18 protein-coding genes are annotated in these 16,011 nt (G+C 63.4%); 8 read left to right on the forward strand and 10 right to left on the reverse strand.

Features of this window, described 5'->3' with window-relative positions; genetic code table 11:
* Window positions 1-9: 9 nt before the first annotated feature.
* On the forward strand, window positions 10-420 hold the full coding sequence (locus EP7_RS19080) for a VOC family protein (protein ID WP_463523594.1): 411 nt from the start codon (window positions 10-12) through the stop codon (window positions 418-420).
* A gap of 16 nt (window positions 421-436) precedes the next feature.
* Here EP7_RS19080 and EP7_RS19085 read toward each other — a convergent pair whose 3' ends face one another.
* A complete protein-coding gene (locus tag EP7_RS19085; RefSeq protein ID WP_463523596.1) occupies window positions 437-1,150 on the reverse strand; it encodes an RsmE family RNA methyltransferase in 714 nt (237 codons plus the stop codon).
* A gap of 100 nt (window positions 1,151-1,250) precedes the next feature.
* Here EP7_RS19085 and EP7_RS19090 point away from each other — a divergent pair, with 100 nt between their 5' ends.
* The 3 genes from EP7_RS19090 (at window position 1,251) to EP7_RS19100 (ending at window position 2,867) form a co-directional block, all read left to right on the forward strand.
* Window positions 1,251-2,030 (forward strand): AAA family ATPase, encoded by a 780-nt coding sequence (locus EP7_RS19090; protein ID WP_463523598.1) that lies wholly within the window; start codon window positions 1,251-1,253, stop codon window positions 2,028-2,030.
* Window positions 2,031-2,133: 103 nt separating this feature from the next.
* A complete protein-coding gene (locus EP7_RS19095) occupies window positions 2,134-2,679 on the forward strand; it encodes a DUF6677 family protein (protein WP_463523600.1) in 546 nt (181 codons plus the stop codon).
* Complete coding sequence (locus tag EP7_RS19100) at window positions 2,679-2,867, forward strand: hypothetical protein (RefSeq protein WP_463523602.1); 189 nt, start codon at window positions 2,679-2,681, stop codon at window positions 2,865-2,867. The genes EP7_RS19095 and EP7_RS19100 overlap by 1 nt, the downstream gene beginning before the upstream one ends.
* 28 nt (window positions 2,868-2,895) lie before the next feature.
* On the opposite strand, the gene EP7_RS19105 is transcribed toward EP7_RS19100, so the two are convergent.
* The 5 genes from EP7_RS19105 to EP7_RS19125 all read right to left on the reverse strand — a co-directional run bounded on the left by EP7_RS19105 (window position 2,896) and on the right by EP7_RS19125 (window position 6,545).
* Window positions 2,896-3,411, reverse strand: a complete 516-nt coding sequence (locus EP7_RS19105) for a hypothetical protein (RefSeq protein ID WP_463523604.1) — start codon at window positions 3,409-3,411, stop codon at window positions 2,896-2,898.
* Between the two features lie 86 nt (window positions 3,412-3,497).
* Window positions 3,498-3,920 carry a helix-turn-helix transcriptional regulator gene (locus EP7_RS19110; RefSeq protein WP_463523606.1) on the reverse strand — a complete coding sequence of 141 codons (423 nt, stop codon included), beginning with the start codon at window positions 3,918-3,920 and terminating at the stop codon, window positions 3,498-3,500.
* A gap of 143 nt (window positions 3,921-4,063) precedes the next feature.
* Entirely contained in the window at window positions 4,064-4,333 is a 270-nt protein-coding gene (locus EP7_RS19115; protein WP_463523608.1) for a hypothetical protein, read from the reverse strand.
* 47 nt (window positions 4,334-4,380) lie between these two features.
* Window positions 4,381-4,800, reverse strand: coding sequence for an alternative ribosome rescue aminoacyl-tRNA hydrolase ArfB (gene arfB, locus EP7_RS19120; RefSeq protein WP_463523610.1), 420 nt, complete (start codon window positions 4,798-4,800; stop codon window positions 4,381-4,383).
* Window positions 4,801-4,979: 179 nt separating this feature from the next.
* The gene (locus EP7_RS19125; RefSeq protein WP_463523612.1) at window positions 4,980-6,545 is read right to left on the reverse strand and encodes a hypothetical protein; all 1,566 of its coding nucleotides are present in this window, start codon (window positions 6,543-6,545) and stop codon (window positions 4,980-4,982) included.
* 287 nt (window positions 6,546-6,832) lie between these two features.
* Here EP7_RS19125 and EP7_RS19130 point away from each other — a divergent pair, with 287 nt between their 5' ends.
* The gene (locus EP7_RS19130) at window positions 6,833-7,684 is read left to right on the forward strand and encodes a hypothetical protein (RefSeq protein WP_463523614.1); all 852 of its coding nucleotides are present in this window, start codon (window positions 6,833-6,835) and stop codon (window positions 7,682-7,684) included.
* Window positions 7,685-7,997: 313 nt separating this feature from the next.
* Entirely contained in the window at window positions 7,998-8,561 is a 564-nt protein-coding gene (locus EP7_RS19135) for a hypothetical protein (RefSeq protein WP_463523616.1), read from the forward strand.
* Between the two features lie 31 nt (window positions 8,562-8,592).
* Here the strand turns inward: EP7_RS19135 and EP7_RS19140 are convergent, their stop codons facing one another.
* From EP7_RS19140 to EP7_RS19155, 4 genes are all read right to left on the reverse strand, one after another.
* Entirely contained in the window at window positions 8,593-9,735 is a 1,143-nt protein-coding gene (locus EP7_RS19140) for an HlyD family secretion protein (RefSeq protein ID WP_463523618.1), read from the reverse strand.
* A gap of 75 nt (window positions 9,736-9,810) precedes the next feature.
* Window positions 9,811-10,584, reverse strand: a complete 774-nt coding sequence (locus tag EP7_RS19145; protein ID WP_463523620.1) for an ABC transporter ATP-binding protein — start codon at window positions 10,582-10,584, stop codon at window positions 9,811-9,813.
* A gap of 56 nt (window positions 10,585-10,640) precedes the next feature.
* The gene (locus EP7_RS19150) at window positions 10,641-11,927 is read right to left on the reverse strand and encodes an ABC transporter permease (protein WP_463523622.1); all 1,287 of its coding nucleotides are present in this window, start codon (window positions 11,925-11,927) and stop codon (window positions 10,641-10,643) included.
* Entirely contained in the window at window positions 11,924-12,592 is a 669-nt protein-coding gene (locus EP7_RS19155) for a TetR/AcrR family transcriptional regulator (RefSeq protein ID WP_463523624.1), read from the reverse strand. The genes EP7_RS19150 and EP7_RS19155 overlap by 4 nt, the downstream gene beginning before the upstream one ends.
* Before the next feature lie 228 nt (window positions 12,593-12,820).
* Here EP7_RS19155 and wecB point away from each other — a divergent pair, with 228 nt between their 5' ends.
* Together wecB and holA are read left to right on the forward strand one after the other, a co-directional pair.
* A complete protein-coding gene (gene wecB / locus EP7_RS19160; protein ID WP_463523626.1) occupies window positions 12,821-14,023 on the forward strand; it encodes a non-hydrolyzing UDP-N-acetylglucosamine 2-epimerase in 1,203 nt (400 codons plus the stop codon).
* 78 nt (window positions 14,024-14,101) lie between these two features.
* Window positions 14,102-15,112: a DNA polymerase III subunit delta gene (gene holA / locus EP7_RS19165; protein WP_463523628.1), complete on the forward strand. Its 1,011-nt coding sequence runs from the start codon at window positions 14,102-14,104 to the stop codon at window positions 15,110-15,112.
* The last annotated feature ends 899 nt before the right edge of the window (window positions 15,113-16,011 follow it).

Below are 16,011 nucleotides of genomic sequence, written 5' to 3' on the forward strand. Positions count from 1 at the left end.
GAGACGGGCATGAACGGACAGGTCACCAGCGTCTTCCTGTACTGCGAAGACGTGGTCAAGTCGATGGAGTTCTACAACGAGATCGTCGGGGCCGAGGTGGCCCAGGTGCACACCGAGGTCGAGGGGGGGCCGATCAGCCTGGCGATCCTTCGGATCGGTGCGTTTTCCCTGATGCTGCACCCGCAGGACGAGCACGCCGAGGAGTTCGACGGCAACCGGCTCGGCGTCGGTATCCACCTCCAGATCCGGGTCGACGACGTGGACGCCTTCTACCAGCACTGTCTGGACGAAGGCGCGATGCTCAGCGTCTCCGAGGAGCCCGTCGACCAGGCCTGGGGATGGCGTGAATTTGCCTTGCGCGACCCCGATGGCTTCGTCTGGTCCATCTATCAGGACAAATCCGACGGCCAGTGGACCTGAACCTGCCGACGACTTCTCAGCGGGGCCGTCCGAACGAATTGAAGATCGAGGCGGCCCCGACCAGTCCGGCCGTTTCGATTCTCAGGATCGTCGGACCGAGTGTGATCGACTGCCATCCGAGCGACCCGGCGAGTTTCACCTCTTCGTCCGTGAAGCCCCCTTCCGGGCCGATCGCCAGGCAGGCGTCCGTCGGGAATGGCTCCAGAAGCGTCGCCACGTTGACCCCGCCTGGATCGGCCAGCAGGCGCGTGGCCCCGGCGTTCGATCGGGCGAACTCAGCCCAAGGGGTCGGAGCATCGATCTTCATGAGCCGGTTCCGACCGCACTGCTTGCAGGCCTCGATGACCGTCCGACGCAGCCGATCGAGCTTGGTCGAGCGCGGATCGACCACCGAACGCGTCGTCACCAGCGGCACGAGCCGATCGACTCCGAGTTCGGTGGCCTTCTCGACGAGCCAGTCGATCCGATCTCCCTTGGGGATGGCCGTCGCGAGCGTGAGCCTCGGCACCGGGATTCGGTCGGGGATCGGTTCCGGGAGCACCTCCAGGTCGACCCGTTCCTTACCCAGGCCAACGATCCGCGCGGAGTACGCGGCGCCCTGCCCATCGAAGAGATCGACGAGGTCGCCCACCTCGGCGCGACGGACGCGGGCCAGGTGGCGTGCCTCGTCGCCGCCGAGAGTCAGTTTGCCAGGCTGGAGAGGATCCGGGACATAAGCTCGGTCGTGCAAAGGTCTTTCGCTCCCCAGGATCGGCGTCATTCGAGGCGGCTGCGGAGTATCGTACCGAGGATCGTAGGACGCGGGGAACAGACCGCCGGGAGAGTCCTCGATGAGCGAATCAGGATGGAGCGAGTGGGGCCTGAAACGCGATCCGTTTCAGGGGTCGGGGACCTGCTACGTGCCGACTTCCACGCACGAGGAGGCCATCGCCCGAATCCGTTACGCCGTCGAGACCGGCCTGCGTCGTGTCTGCGTCCGTGGCGAGGAAGGCCTGGGGAAATCCAGGGTCCTTGAGCGTGCAATGGCCGAAGTGAGGCATCCCACGAGGCGACTCATCCGAATTGGCGCCGGTCATTCCCCGGCCGATTGTCTCCGACGTCTCGCGGAGTCGCTTGTCGGGGTAATGCGTCTGGCTTCCAACGCTCAGGACGACTGGTCAACTTTGAGACAGGCCTTGGAGCGTTGCCGTCGCCAGGGGTTACGCGTCATCATCGCCGTTGACGAGGATGAGCGACTTGCCGAGATCGGGGCGGCAGCCGACTTCTGGCGAGGCCTGGAACAGGCCGGAACAGGGCTGACCGTCGTGAATTCAGGTCGTTCATCGGAGGAGACTTCCGGCGACGATCAGGCCGATCTGATCGCTCGCATTGCCCCCCTGGGATTTCAGGAGGCGGCCGGATATCTGGTCGAGAAGCTGGGTCGAGGAGGCCGTTCGGCGGAGACCTTCACCCACGGTGCCCTCGTGGCCCTGCATGGAACCTCGGGCGGAAACCCCCGCAGGCTCGAACGGCTGGCGTCCCTGGCCATGCTGGCGACGAGCCACCAGCGACTGAAGCTCGTCGAGCGGGATTCGGTCGATCAGCTCACACGGCCCGGCTTGGTCGCCTGAGCGTCTCTAGCGATAGCGAGTCGAGACCGGTTAGGATGCATGGAACTCAGGGGCTGTCGCGGATGACGGACCCGGTGGCCAACATGGGACTGGGCGGTTCAGGATGACTCAACACGCGACGACCGTTCCGCTTCGTGACCCGGCGAAGGCCGCGGTCCTGGCCTGGCTCGTTCCGGGCCTGGGTCATGCCTATCAGGGCCGATACGGCAAGGCGGCGCTCTACGCGACGTGTATCCTGGGCCTCTACCTCACGGGGATGATCGTGGGTGAGTGGAAGATGGGTTTCTGGACCTGGTCCACTCCCGTCTTCAACCCCGACAAGTTTCGGTGGCACTTCCTCGGCCAGTTCTGGGTCGGCTTGCCCGGCGCCTTGGGCCTGCTCCAGGCGACCTTGAGGCATTACGGTCACGAAGCCGTGATGGGCGGACTCTTTGCCGAGCCCACTCAGGCTATCATCAATGGGCAATACGCCCGACTCGGCAAGCTGGTTGAGATCAGCTCGATCTATACCGTCGTTGCCGGCCTGCTCAATATCCTGGCGATCTACGACGCATACGCAGGCCCGGCACATCAGGACGACCCGGCCGCCGCCAGGGTCGATGAGAAGCCGGCGCCGATGGGCGGCCTGACCGCGGAGGCGACCCCTTGATGTTCGCCATGATTCATGTTTATTGGTTCGTCTTGCCCCTGGTGGCCGCCATCAGCCTGGTCTACTCCGCGTCGAGGCACGAAGATTGGCGACTGATCTGGGCCGGGGCGGGACGGCTCGCCGCGACGATCCTGGGGATTCTCGTCGCGACGACCCTGATCCTGCTCTTCATCAATAGCCGCGTCTGAAACCGGCTTCGAACACGTTGCCCCGGCCTCAGTTCTGGTCGATCCAGTTGATGGGGCTATCCCACTGCGGCGGAGTTGGCTGGTTGCGGAACCCGTAGTAGTTCTGGCCGCGAGTCGGATAGATGGCCGGCGAGGCCGACGGCAGGTACGGGGTGGTGAATGTCGTCCCCTCGTTGGCCGTGACGACTCCGTTGTAGCCGCGGTTATAGGTGACGATGGGGGCGGCGACGGTCCGCAACGAAGAGAGCGGGCCGTAGACATCGAGGCTGGTGTCGCTGCCGCCGACCCCCAGGGGTGAGTAGCCGCCGCCGGTCGGCATATTACCGCGGACGGTCATGTAGGGAGTGGGGTAGAAGGTCCCGAGAATCGGATCTCTCGGTTGCGCCGCGGGTCGGACGGCGGCCGTCTGCACGGGGGCAATCACGACGGGCTGACGTCTGCCGAAGAATCGCCCCCCGGCCCAGGCCTGGACGGATCCGAGCGACGATTGAGCGAGGATGAGGCCGGCGCAGAGGCCGGCCAGGCGATAGGCCCGGCGATTCATGGGTGCGGTCTCTTTGGGGTGGCCAGCGAAAAACGGACATCTCGTCCGAATCGCATCCGACCTTGAGCCAGTTTACCCCACGAAATTCAGCCGTGCTCCGAATTCGACGATGATGCCGGTCGAGATGAGACGAGCATCCCGTGCATCCCCTGCACGACGCTGACGAGTCCATCGGCCAGGGGTGATCGGAGTAGGTCGGTTACCTTCGAGTGCAACTCGGATTCCGCGTTAAGGGCCGTTGCGTGATGAGCATCGAGGTCGGCCCTCGCGAAGGGTGTGATGTAGTCATCGGCGGGCAGGCCGACGAGCGTCTCATGTTCGAGGAGGACTTCGACGGCGATCCCGAAGGCACGGGCGATTCGCCGGACCGTCGCGGCGCGAGGTAGCTCGGTCTTCCCGCTCTCGATCTGGTAGAGCGCGGTCCGGGAGATGTTCGCCCGACTTGCGAGCTCGTCGGGGCCCCAACCTTTGGCGTATCGATAATCCCGGACGCGCTGCGCGAGGCTCATGAGATGCTCTCCTTCATGGAGAAGTCCGTGACGGAGGCTGAATTGTACAGGAGCCAGCGGTGGACTCCAAAACAGTTCATCACGAAAGACATCCGAATCCCGTCCATCTTCGAATCGTCTTCGGGTGGGCCTCGGGCCGCGTCTCAGGCCTTGCCGTCGATTTCCTTGAGCACGCCCGCGAGCAGGGTCGGGTCTCGTTTCTCCAGAAGATGTGCGATGCGTGTCGCGGGAAATTCGAGCTTCGCCAGCGACTCGGCAACTTGCTTCCAGAGCCGATCTTGCTTCTTGGCGTCGGCCAGGTAGAGGTCCCCGACGAGTTGGGAGAGCTTCTGGAACTGGAGACCCTCGGAGTTCTCGTAATAGCGCTTGATGATCTTCTGCTGATGCGGGGAGTAGTTGCGTTCGGCCGCCATGTTCAATCCTCCGGGGTGGGGCGGTCGGGGCGAGATTTCGCGCGGAATCATTCCGACGAGGGCCCTCGCCTGAGCTTCTTGGTCTCGGAGCGTCGGACCTTGTCATCGACGCGGCGGGTCTGGGAGGCCTTGGTGGGCTTGGTCGCACGCCTGAGCGTGGGTGGGGTCAGCGCGGCCAGCACGGCCAGCCGGACCTTCTCCAGGCAGTCGTCGATGTTCCGCGACTGGTCGCGGGTTTTCTGCGAGGTGACCAGCCACTCCCCTTCCGTCGTGAGCTTCGAGCGGAGCTTGGCGAGCAATCGGGCTCGGACGGGCTCGCTGAGGCTGGGGCTGCGGCCCGGCGCCCAGCGGAGGAGGGCCTTGGAGTTTACCTTATTGACGTTCTGCCCGCCGGGACCACCAGAGCGGGCGAACTCGAACGTGAACTCGTCCATCGGGATCGAGAGCCGTTCGCTGATCCGTAACATGACACGCCCCCGCCACGAACCTTGGCCGACGTCGCCTCGCGATGTTCATTCTAGCAACTCGGCCGCAACGGCGTCACGATTCGCCAGGAGGCGAGGCAATGCCCTCACCTCTGCACGACCGGGCCGCCCCCCGCCGCGTTGATCGCGGACGAGGGGCGGCCCGGGCTGGGAGAGGTCGATCAGGACGCCGAGGTCGAGTTGTAGTTGACGGAGTAGGTCGAGTTCTTCGCTTTCGAGGAGGACAGGATCGCGGCGTTGCTGGCCTTCGGGGTAGACGCCGTGGCGACGGCCAGGTCGGCGAGGGCCGACCTCTGGTTGATCTTCACGGTATTCATCGGGGCAAGGCTGGAAGACTGCGGGGATGCCGCACCTGGGGTGATGATCAAGGCTTCGAGCGCCGCGTCGGTCACATCATCCGGGGAGGAGGTTTGAACGACCTGGGCAGCCGTGGTCGCGGTCGTCGGGCTGAGCAGGCCTCGGTCGATCAGGGCATCTTGATTCTTGGCCCTGCGAGCGGCCGCGGCGGCCAGGTCGGCTTCGGAGTAGAACGACTCATCGCGGTTGAAGACCGGCGAGGAGCTTGAGAAGGTCGTCGTCCCGTCGGTCAGCGCTCCTGTGATCGTCCCGGAGGTGTAGCCCGGCGGCAGATCGACATCGAGGCCCCTGAAGACGAAGGTCCGGTCGAGGAACCCGTCCTTATTAATGTTCCGGGTGAAGTCGAAAGCCGGCTCCGCCCCTCCGAACCGCACCGTGGCCGGGTCGATCTGGGTCACGTCGAAGCCCGACGTCCCCAGAACTGAGACACGGATATAAGTCGGGTGCGCCGTATTAATATGGCGGCCCGAGTGGGGATTGATCAGAATAGGCGGCGAGACGGGCGGGCAGACCGGGGGTGGGACGACGGGCGGCGTCGCGTCACCAAGGGTCACCGGAGCGGGCGGGAAGTAGGCCTCGCTGATCCCGTCGTCGTCATTGGAGTTGCCGAATGCACCGACCTTGAAGGTGCTTGTCGCGGTCAGGTCGGCGCCCGTCTTGAGCTTGTAGAGCTGCGAGAAATTCTTGATGCTGAATTCGAAGTTGGGGTGGGCAGGGTCGTTGACGAGGTAGACATTACCCGCATATTCCGGCCTAAGCGTGCCGAAACCGGGGATCGTCGATGGGAAGCTGGGGTTGACCGTCGCGTCGGCAACCTGGTATGTCTTCGGCACCCCGGCGTCGCTGGCGATACCAGCCACGATATCGGGGATGCCGTCGCTATTCAGGTCGAGGATGGCCCCCATCGTCTCCGAGCCGCGAAGGTCGGGGAAGTCGATGAAGCTGGGCTCGATCGCGAGGACGCTGTCGGCGACGGAAGATGAGTCGAGGTTGTTGTCGGTGTCGCCGGAGATGACCGGCTGACCCGTCTTTTGATTATCGGGCTGTCCCAGCCCAATGCTGAGGGTATCATCCGCGGGCGTGTAGGAAACCCGGATTTCGTTGATGTCCAGGCCCGAGACCTTCACGTCGCTCTCAATGAGCGCGGGAATCAAGGGGTGGACGACCGCGGGGCTATCGGGGATGACGACAACGCCCGGGGACATTGTAGCGGGAAAGTCGGTTATGACGTTTCCCGTGAAGTTGACGGCCAGGAGCTTCCGATGATCGAGATGCTCGAAGGAGACGACGGCCCGTTGCGCGGTCTTCACACCACCGCGACGATGCCGCCACGATCCAACGAGCTTCGCGAGTTTCGTGTACAACGACATCGCGCTTACGTCCTTTCAAACTTGGACCGCGTGCGACCCGCGGAGTGACTGAGCGGCACGAGAAGTTGGGATGATCCGAAGGCCGAGGATCGGCCAGAGGACCAACCGTGGCGCGAGAGCGTCCTGTCTCGCACACCGGAGGGGAGTCCGGTGGGAGTGGCCTCAAGGCCGCCGATCGATCCGGACGAGTAGCCCCGCGATCCATCCCCGACCGGCCTACCCCGCGAGCGAGGTCGGCGAGCCGGGGATGTCTGAGCTGAACACCTTAACGTGGAAGGAGACTCGTTATGGTTCGCCGAAGAGTGTTCCGCTGGTGCCTTGCCGTCGCCGCGCTGTCGGGCGTACGGGCCGCATCCGCGGACGCCATCAACTTTACTGGTAACGTCGCCAACGACATGGTGATCTCGAAGACCTCCAACACGGTCCAGATCAACCGAGGTGCAGGCCATGTCGCCCAGGCCAAGTGGATGACCGACCGAGGTTGGACCTCGGGCTGGAGCATCAACGACATGCGCCTGTCGTACGACCAGAAGACCGACACGATGTTCGTCGGCGTCAACTTCTTCGGGATCGCCGGCGACTCCGACGGCAATGGCGACCCCGGCTCGGCCGACGCTAAAACGTTGGCTTCCGGCGGAATTGACCTGGCCCACCTGGGTGGCCGGAAGTCGATCTCCGTGGCCTTCGCGCCCGACTCTGCCAGCGGGCTGAGCAAGGCCGGGGCTCCGGTCCTGATCGCTGGCGTGCCGGCCGACAAGTCGCAGGCGGGAACGGGCATCAACGGCTTCAATGTCGCCGCCTACAAGCCGTCCAACATGGGGATTGCCTACAATTACGGCAAGACGCTGACCGACCACATGGGGGCCCTGGCCTTCGACCCGTCGGCGGAGCACCCCGGCTTCGAGTTCACGATCACGAACTTCAGCAAGATTGTCGGACTCGACCCGTCGAAGGGTTTCTGGGTCCAGGCCTTCGCCGGCTCGCCCGACGATATCGTGGCCGGCGAGGATTCGGTCCCGCTGACCAGGATCGGGCCTCTCAGCCCGCAGGTTCCCGAGCCCACCACGGTCGTGGCCTGGGGTTCGGTCCTGCTGGGTGGCGCACTCTGGCGGTCGCGACGTCGTCGCGCCTCGGCCTGAGCGTACATCCCGATCCTTGGGAAGCATCCGTCAACTCCCATCCATGAGAAGGCGGCGGTCCGATCCCTCGGGCCGCCGCCTCATTTCATCGACGCTCCCGCCCCGCCAGTCGAGATGCAGTGCACTTCCTGCCCGACCCGCCCTCCGACATCGTGCATCATGAGACTGTCTTGCCCCGCCGTCACAACCGGCCGAGTCAAGTCCCCTTCTATCGTGGTGAGCGATAGGCCGTCGCGGTCGCGTTCCAAAGTGGTTGATCGCCCCGCCTCTCTCAGGTAGCCTGGCTGAAATCACCTCCAGGGGGAGATCAGCCATGGACGACCGCCGGACGTTGCTGCATGCCGATCGTTGGGCCTTCATGTTGGCCATGCTCCTCGTGTCCGCCCACATAGCGGGCGCGGCAGACGACGAGCCCGGGGCCACCGACCTGTCGATGACCGAGGCCGTGGTTTGCAGCACGATCCATGGATTCGAGGACTTCGAAGCGCGGTCTTCCCCGAGCCTTACGGCCGACGAGAAACTGCTCGTCTACTACAAGCCGCTTAATTACAGGGTGGACTCGAAGGGGGAGCGGTACTTCCTCCACCTGACCCAAGACGGGCAGATCAGGCGTCGGGGCAGCAAGACGGTGATCTGGAAGAAGAGCAAGCTGCTCGACTATGACGTCGACACCACCAAGTCACCTGGCACGGTCTATCTCACCAATACGGTTGCACTGAAGCAGTTGCGGCCGGGTGAGTACGAGTATGAGATCATCCTGCGCGACGAGCGGGACGGGGGCCAGGTCGCGACCCAGGTCGTCAAGTTCGAGGTCGTGCCCCCTGCCACGACGGTTCGCAAAACCACGCCGGATGCGTCCGAGTCGAAGGGCCGTTGATCGGGTAATCTCCTAGCGTGAGCCGAGACGTTCAGGAGGCGGGCGTTCGACTCTTTGGGGGCGTGTACGGCTCCTCGAAGGGGAGCCTACGCTGCGCGTCGGGTTCGAGAGGGAGGTCGGCCCTGGGCCTGGCCGCGCGGATATAGACGTCCATCTGCTGACCGACATACAGGAAGTCGGGGTGGGGATCGGGCAACTCGTAGACGACCTGGAGGACTCGAGTGTCGACGCGCTCGGAGTTGTCGCCGGTCAGGCTTTTCTTGGGGATGACATAAGGTTCGATCTTGTAGAGCTCGAGATTGAATCGTACCTGCGGTCGACCTTTGAGAGTCGCGATCGCCTCGGCCTTCTTGTCGAAGAGGGGGAGGTCGTTCTCGTCGATGTCGACGCGGACGTGCAGGCGTTGGAGATCCCCCAGGATGATGAGGGGCTCTTTCCAGACGAGCGCGGCGTACTGTCCGGGGCGGACGTTGACCTGCAGGATCTCGCCATCGGCCAATGAGCGGACGACCAGCCGGTCGAGCGTGCTCCGGACCTGCTCGACCAGGCTCTCGGCCTGGAGGACCGAAACCCGGGCGATCTCGAGGTCTTCCTTCCAGGTGCCCGCTTCCATCTTCCTCAGGTCGGCCTCGGCCTTGGCCAGTGCGGCGCGGGCCCCGCTCACGGTGAAGCGGTCCTTATCGTAGTCGCTGGCGGGCACCATTTGCTTGGCATAGAGCCGCTCGGAGCGGCCCGCCGCGGCCTCCGCGTCGGCGAGGTGGGCGCGGGCTTCCTCGACGGCGGCACGCAAGGGCGGGAGATCTTCCTGCCTGGGAGCGGCTTCGAGCTTTCGAAGTTGCGCCTTGGATGCGGCCAACGCCGCCTCGCGGACTTTGCACTCGGCTTGATACTCGCGGTCGTCGAGCCTGAAGAGGGGTTGCCCTTTCTTGACTCGATCTCCGATCTTGACGAAGACCTCGACGACGACTCCGGGGATCGTCGCGCCGATCGGAATATTCTCCAACCGGGCCTCAATCAAACCCGCGCCCGCGATGGCCCGGACGCTGCTCGGGCGAGTTGGCGGCACGACGATCGGAAGCGAGGTGGGCGATGCCTTGCGAGCTTCGACCACGCTGAAGATCGCATAGGCCAGGCCGACGACGGCCAGCAGGGGCAGGACGTAGCGTGGGACCATCTCGGGTCTCCGCCTTTCAAGTGAGTGGGAATGCCGGCGGAATTCGGCCGGGCGCCGGCCTCCAGATCGGTTCGATCAATCATCAGGGTGTGCCGGGGCAAGCCCGGGCACCTGGTCTCGCATCTCGGCCACCCGTCCATCGTCCATCCGGACAATCCTGTCGGCGAAATGGAAGACGCGGTTATCGTGCGTGACAACGACCACCGATCGGTCAACGCGCACCGCGGCTTCACGCAGCAATTCCATGACGGTCTGTCCGGTCTCGTGGTCGAGAGCGGCTGTGGGTTCGTCGCAGACGAGGAGGCTGGGCTCGTGCACCAGCGCCCTGGAGATGGCGACGCGCTGCTGCTGGCCGCCGGAAAGCTGGTTGGGGAGGCTCTCGGTCTTGTTTCCCATGCCCAGGCTTTGAAGCACCGATCGCGCGCGGTCAACCGCTTCGGCCTTCTTCATGCCGGCGATGACCAGCGGGATCGCGGCATTCTCGGCGGAGGTGAGCGCCGGCAGGAGATTGTATTGCTGGAAGACGAAGCCAATCCTTCTGGCCCGGAAGCGGGTGCGTTCGCGATCTCGCATCGCGGTCACGTCGCTGCCGAAGATTTCGACCGCCCCTTCGTCGGGGTTGAGGATCCCCGCAATGACCGAGAGCAAGGTCGTCTTGCCGCAGCCCGAGGGGCCGATAATCATCGACATCTTCCCCTTCTGAAACTCGCAGCTGACGCCCCGAAGGGCATGGACCTTCTGCTCACCGGCTCCGAACGTCTTGACCACGCCCCTGACCCGGACCGCGACGGGGTCGGCTTCCTGGTCAAGGCCCGTTGATGTCATCCCCGATGGAGTTGCGATCGCCATCAATTCCATGACTCCACCTGCTCGTCATACCACATCCTCGATCCGACTCGCGTGGCTCAACCGCGGAAGACAACAGCGGGCTCGAGGACGATCACGCGACGAACGGACAGGATGCTCGCCAGCATGCAAATGAAGACGACAGCGACGCCGGTAATCGGCAGCAACTGCCAGGGTGTATAGAAGGCAAGCTCCGTACCTTTGCTCCGCGCCCCGAAGAGTGCAGCAGCCCCGACGCCAATTCCGTAACCCAACAAGCCGACGACGGTGGCCTGGAGCAAGATCATCCGGACGATGGTCAGGTTGGTCGCCCCCATCGCCTTGAGAGCACCGAACTGCTTGAGGTTTTCCAGCGTGAAGTTGTAGAACGTTTGCCCAGCGATGGCGGTGCCGACGAGAAAACCCAGGACGGCGGTGATGCCGAAGTTGATGGGGATTCCCGTATATTTCAAGTAATAGTCGATGGTCATCCAGGTGAATTCGTCGCTGGTCTTCGCCCCCAGGTCGGTCTGCTCGGTGATGCGCTTGGCCACGTCCTGAGGCGCCAGTCCCGGCTCAGTCTTGGCCAGGATATACGAAAGGACCTTACGCTCTTGAGGGGCGTACTGCTTGGCCCGACTGTAGGTCGTGTAGAAGACCGCATTCGACTGGAACGTGCGAGTTGCCTCGCAGACGGCCACGATGACGGCCCGACGATCGTTCATCTCCAGGTCGCGGCCGATGAACGTTTTGAAGAACTTCACGCGTCCGTCATCGCCCGCGGGGATCGAGCCATATGCAGCCAGGAATCGGGCCTGGACCTCCTTCGAGAGACTGGTCGCGAGCTTGCCATTCGCCTCGAGCAGCCCCCAGTCTTCGCCGGGATAGAGCTTCTGGAGGCGGGTTGAGTCGACCATGACCGCATCGGGCTTGCGGAGGTTGATCAGGTCGCCCTCCAGGATCCGCTGGGGCGGCGGGGCCCCGACCATCGAGGTGTCGTCGAGCCCCAGGAGGATGATCTGCTCGATGACCTCGTGCCGGGTACCGTCGTAGCCCGTCGAGTTCAGCTTGGCCCGAGCATTTCCTTTGTAGAGCGGGACGGCCCACAGCACCCCCTCGACGCCGCGCACCCGGTACAGATTGTTCTCGATCATGGGTTTGACGTCGTCGATGAATCGGACGTTGGGGTCCATCACCCAGAGGTCGGCCCCGGTGATGTCGGAGATCTGGCCCGCGGTCCGCAGCATCAGGCCGCAGAAGATCGACCCTTGCTGGGTGATCAGGAGCGCCGCGAAGGTGAGGCCCATGACGATGCCGTAAAACTTGGCCCTGTCGCCGACAAGCATCTTCAACGCGATCCAGCTCATCGTGGATCCCCGCTCGTCTCGGAACCGACGGCCGCGACCGTCTCGCCGGCGCTGTCGAGGGGCGGGAGCAGCCCGAGGGCGGCCAGGGTCATCGAGCTGATGTGATCGGCCAGGAACGCCACGTTCAACTCGCTTGGATCAAGATCGTTCGCCAAGCGCGATGAGATGTGTGGCACGAGACGATAGTGCAGGCATTGCCCCAACACGCTGAAGGCCAGCGCGTGCATCCGACGCGGGTTGGCATCGGGGCAGATCCTTCGCAAGATCCCCTGGAGCTGATCATAAAACGGGCGACTTCCTTCCCGCACGAGGGTCTCGGTGGCCGGAGTCGGGGCCATCAGCTCCCGAAGGATGAGCGCCTGAGTCCAATCACCCTCCTCGACGACGGCGAGCGTCTTACAAAGGAAGTGACGAATGTAGACGCGCAATTGCGCAGCCGGCTCGGCTTCCGGGTCGATTTCAAGCAGGTTGATCCGACATTGGTGGGCGTGGAGCACGGCCGCGATGTAGAGGTTCGCCTTGTCGTTGAAGTAGTAATTGACCGCCGCGATGTTCACTTCCGCCAGCTTGCAGATGGACCGAATCGTGCCACATTCGAATCCCTTCTCCGCGAAGACGCGGACGGCGGCCTGCAGGATTCGATCCCTGGGGTGTTCGGGATTCACGGCGAGGACCCCCAGATTTGACCGACTTCGATGGACCATGGCGATTCAAACGCTTGTTTAAATTGAGTCTAAGTTGAGTCCATCGATCGTCAACCCACGTTTGTCAAGAATGATCGGTGCCGCGTCGGTCCGAGATGGTCTTGAAGGAAAACTCGGTCCGGAGTGTACTTTCCCCTGGCTCCATTGTCGGGCCATGACAAGAGTTCGAACGCGGCAGGGAGCTGACGCTTGCCGACGTGCCCGAGAATAACGTGCGTACTGGGGACTCGCCCGGAGGTCATCAAGATGGCCCCGGTGATCGCGCGCTTACGACGAGTCGGACCGTCCTTGCACATCGAGGTGATCACCACCGGCCAGCATCGGGGCCTGCTCGACCAGGCCCTGGCCGATTTCGGCGTCGTCGCCACCCGTGATCTGGACTTGATGAGGCCCGACCAGGGGCTGGCTGACTTGACCGCCCGAGCCCTCGTCGCCCTGACGGCCGAGTTTCGAGAATATCGTCCCGATCTCGTGCTCGCTCAAGGGGATACTTCGACCGTCTTGGCGACTGCTCTGTCCTGTTATTATGAAAAGATCGCGTTCGCCCATGTTGAGGCGGGCCTGAGGACCGGGAGGGCCTACGAGCCGTTTCCCGAGGAGAAGCACCGTGTGCTGGCCGGGCACCTGGCCGACCTCCACTTCGCCCCGACAAGCCAGGCCCGCCAGAATCTCGAACGCGAGGGGATTTCCCCGAGCTCAATCCTCGTCACCGGCAACACGGTCGTCGATGCACTTCGCGAAGTCGGCGGCCGTGGTTCCTCGCATCGGATCATGCCCGAGGGCTCGCGCTACCTGCTGGTCACGGCCCACCGCCGCGAGAATTTCGGCGCACCCATCGACGAGATCTGCGAGGCGGTCCTCGAACTTGTCCGACTTGATCCCGGGCTGTCGGTCGTTTTCCCCGTACATCCCAACCCTCATGTTCGAGACGCCGTCTTCGGCCGCCTCTCGGGCTCCCCTCGGATCATCCTGACCGAGCCGCTCGGCTATCGCGAGTTCGTCTCCTTGATGAGCGGGGCCGAGGCGATCCTGACCGACTCGGGCGGAATCCAGGAAGAAGGCCCCGCACTGGGCAAAACCGTCTTCGTGCTCCGCGATGCCACCGAGCGGCCCGAAGCGATCCGGTCTGGCCTGGCGAGGTTGGTCGGTCCCCACCGCGGTGCAATCCTCTCGGCTTATCGCGAATGGCGATCCGCCCGAGGGCGAGCCGACGTCCCGATCGCCAATCCTTACGGCGATGGCTGGGCCGCCGAACGCATCGCTCGCTGCCTGGCGGCCCGCTTTCAGCTCGATCTCGGGCCCTGGCCCGCCGGCGTCGAGGCCGAGTGGGACGACTCCCCGGTGCCTGGGACCGATCAACACCTCGTGCCCGTCTCTCTGTCCGCAAGTTAGCGGAGCGTGATAGACTCAAGAGGTCCCTCGCAGGACTAAGCCAGACCTGACACCCCCTCTCCCAGGGGACGCGAGCCCATGCTGGCGCTCGAACTCCTCCGAAGTCCGACCAAGGCGGGAAAAAAGCCCGTTTTCGCGCTCTTCGGCGATGATCCGTACCTTCGCCACGAGGCGCTGCACGCAATTGTCCGCTCAACCTTGGGCGACCAGGCCGACGACATGGCCGTCTCGAGGTTCGCGGGCGAATCGGCCGGGCTTTCCGACGTGCTCGACGAACTGCGAACTCTGCCGTTCCTCTCGAAGTGTCGAGTCGTGGTGGTCGACAACGCCGACCCGTTCATCACGGCGCACCGCAAGGAGCTGGAAGCGTACGCCGACAGGCCATCCTCCTCCGGTGTCCTGATCTTGATGGCGAAGCTCTGGAACGGTTCGACCCGATTGGCCAAGATCGTCGAGAAGATTGGCCTGGCCGTCGACTGCAAGACACCCGACGAACGTGGCCTGATCGGATGGATGCTTCAGCACGCCAAGGAGCAGTCCGTCAGGCTCGACGAGGAGGCCGCCAGACTCCTCCTGGAACTCGTCGGCCCCGAACCCGGAATCCTCGCCACTGAAGTCGACAAGCTCGCCGTCTACGTCGGTGATGTAGCTGCAATCCGGGTCGAGGACGTTGCCAGGATGGTCGGGGCCGGCCGGGTCGAGACGATCTGGAAGGTTCTGGACGCTGCGACCACCGGCGCAATGGGCCCCGCCCTCGCGGACATGGATCGCCTGATTGCGAGCGGCGAGCATCCGGTCGGCCTGCTCGCTGCCATGTCGGCGTCATTACGCAAACTTCATCATGCCGGCCAGTTGCGTCGTCAACGTGTCGACTTGAAGGACGCTTGTCAGCGTGCCGGGATGCCCCCCTACCCGAAGATGATCGAGCAAGCCCAGAGGCAGCATTCCCACCTCGGTCCCGCACGAGTCGACCGACTTCCGGGACAACTGCTCGAGGTCGATCTCAATCTGAAGGGCTCGTCACAACTCGCGCCTCGGACCATCATCGAACGCCTCATCGTCGAGCTGGCTCGAAGGCGCGAGGATTAGGATCATGCCGATTCCCCGGTTCAGGCCGTCGAAGGTCTGTTGCTTATCAATCAACGATGATGTCGAATGCTTGAGCGTCCCTCGCACTATTTCTTGGCAGTTGCCCCAAAGATTTCGCGGTTGATGCAAGTTGGTACGCTCGCTTACAAAAATTGAAGACCAATCTTAACGATTATGCCATCGACACAAGAGATCCATTGCCTGGCGACGATCGACCGGATCGTAGCACTTAAGATCCCTGATTCTCGATCGATCCTCCAGTTGGGCTATAACTTAGGTCGACTGAGCGAGATAACGGGACTTGGCCGTGAACCCTTCTGGGATCGCTGGAAAGACGCAGTCACGACTTGGGACAACGAAATACTTCGGGACTTGGCCCTGGAATTGCACAAGATTCTTGCAACCCCTTGATGAATCGAACGATCGAATCGGAAGCAACCCTCACCCAGTCCCTACCGTGTGGGTTTTCGATCGGATTTCGCGAACTTCCGCCCTGGTTGTGTGCGTCTGAGGAGGAGAGGGATTTGACTCGCAACGAGTCTCGTTCTATTCCCTGTCAAACACCATGACCGCGAAGTCTGGGCGGAATTGAGTTGGCGGTGAGAATGGAGGTTGATTTGTCCATATTTCCTCAAGCTTTCAGCGACTCCCTTGCCATGATCGCCCACACTTGCGAAGATAAGTGTCTTCCCGATGAATCGATTCGACTGATCCATGGCCAGTCGCCGGTGACCTTCCCCATCCGACCTCTTCCGGAGAGTGTGTCTATGCCTGCGGTCTTGATTCCTGCCTCCGACTCGCTCGCGGACCTCGTAGAACGGCGCGTCCGCCAGTCGACCCACGGGCGGATCAGGAATCTCTGCGTCGAGGAAGTCCAGGGGCGTTTCGTCGTCCGTGGT

This window comes from Isosphaeraceae bacterium EP7 (assembly GCA_038400315.1).
GTDB lineage: Bacteria > Planctomycetota > Planctomycetia > Isosphaerales > Isosphaeraceae > EP7.

Bases quoted from the DNA above. Each gene is read 5' to 3' on its own strand.
- arfB (WP_463523610.1), bottom strand. From the start codon at position 4,800: ATGTTACGGATCAGCGAACGGCTCTCGATCCCGATGGACGAGTTCACG.
- EP7_RS19150 (WP_463523622.1), bottom strand. From the start codon at position 11,927: ATGAGCTGGATCGCGTTGAAGATGCTTGTCGGCGACAGGGCCAAGTTT.
- EP7_RS19140 (WP_463523618.1), bottom strand. From the start codon at position 9,735: ATGGTCCCACGCTACGTCCTGCCCCTGCTGGCCGTCGTCGGCCTGGCC.
- EP7_RS19115 (WP_463523608.1), bottom strand. From the start codon at position 4,333: ATGGCGGCCGAACGCAACTACTCCCCGCATCAGCAGAAGATCATCAAG.
- EP7_RS19090 (WP_463523598.1), top strand. From the start codon at position 1,251: ATGAGCGAATCAGGATGGAGCGAGTGGGGCCTGAAACGCGATCCGTTT.
- EP7_RS19080 (WP_463523594.1), top strand. From the start codon at position 10: ATGAACGGACAGGTCACCAGCGTCTTCCTGTACTGCGAAGACGTGGTC.
- EP7_RS19100 (WP_463523602.1), top strand. From the start codon at position 2,679: ATGTTCGCCATGATTCATGTTTATTGGTTCGTCTTGCCCCTGGTGGCC.
- holA (WP_463523628.1), top strand. From the start codon at position 14,102: ATGCTGGCGCTCGAACTCCTCCGAAGTCCGACCAAGGCGGGAAAAAAG.
- EP7_RS19110 (WP_463523606.1), bottom strand. From the start codon at position 3,920: ATGAGCCTCGCGCAGCGCGTCCGGGATTATCGATACGCCAAAGGTTGG.
- EP7_RS19125 (WP_463523612.1), bottom strand. From the start codon at position 6,545: ATGTCGTTGTACACGAAACTCGCGAAGCTCGTTGGATCGTGGCGGCAT.
- EP7_RS19145 (WP_463523620.1), bottom strand. From the start codon at position 10,584: ATGGCGATCGCAACTCCATCGGGGATGACATCAACGGGCCTTGACCAG.
- EP7_RS19135 (WP_463523616.1), top strand. From the start codon at position 7,998: ATGGACGACCGCCGGACGTTGCTGCATGCCGATCGTTGGGCCTTCATG.
- EP7_RS19105 (WP_463523604.1), bottom strand. From the start codon at position 3,411: ATGAATCGCCGGGCCTATCGCCTGGCCGGCCTCTGCGCCGGCCTCATC.
- EP7_RS19095 (WP_463523600.1), top strand. From the start codon at position 2,134: ATGACTCAACACGCGACGACCGTTCCGCTTCGTGACCCGGCGAAGGCC.
- EP7_RS19130 (WP_463523614.1), top strand. From the start codon at position 6,833: ATGGTTCGCCGAAGAGTGTTCCGCTGGTGCCTTGCCGTCGCCGCGCTG.